General features: G+C 30.3%; 1 pseudogene. It reads left to right on the top strand.

The annotated features are described in order from the left end of the window. Window positions 1-512, top strand: a pseudogene (locus MOSC01_RS0104025) (IS3 family transposase); the annotation flags it as partial.

Here is a 512-nt window from a genome sequence, read left to right as displayed (position 1 = left end):
GTATGCAAGATCAATTATTAGATAAAAAAGGTGCGAACAGAAAGCCAGGGAGTGGCAAACGAAAAAAACCAATTGAACCTGATTGAAACGAATTTACAAAAGAAGAATTAATAGAAATAGCTAAGAGATATTACGAAATCAATAAAAATAAATTAAAATCAGGAAAAATTAGTGAAGCCAAAACACTAAATATTCCTTATAGCAAATCTGCAAAAATTTTTAATGTATGCAGGCAATCAGTGGCAAAATCTAAAACTAGAGTTATAAAAGTAAGGGAGCACAAAAATGATGCAATAATTAAACAATCCGTTCTTGATAACAAAGGCAGATATGGTTGCATAAGGTTGAGTGCTTATATTTCTATGAAATATAATATTGACATTAACGCTCGAAGTCTTGGAAGACATTTAAAAAGATTGAATTTAGTATGCAAAATTAGAAAAAGAAGAAAAAAGAGCGAAATTAAGAACACCAAATTCGCACTGCCGGATATTGTTAAACGCGACTACAAT

This window comes from Mesomycoplasma ovipneumoniae SC01 (genome assembly GCF_000218525.1).
Taxonomy (GTDB): Bacteria; Bacillota_I; Bacilli_A; order Mycoplasmatales; family Metamycoplasmataceae; genus Mesomycoplasma; species Mesomycoplasma ovipneumoniae_A.
This window is presented reverse-complemented; position numbering and strand designations above follow the sequence as displayed.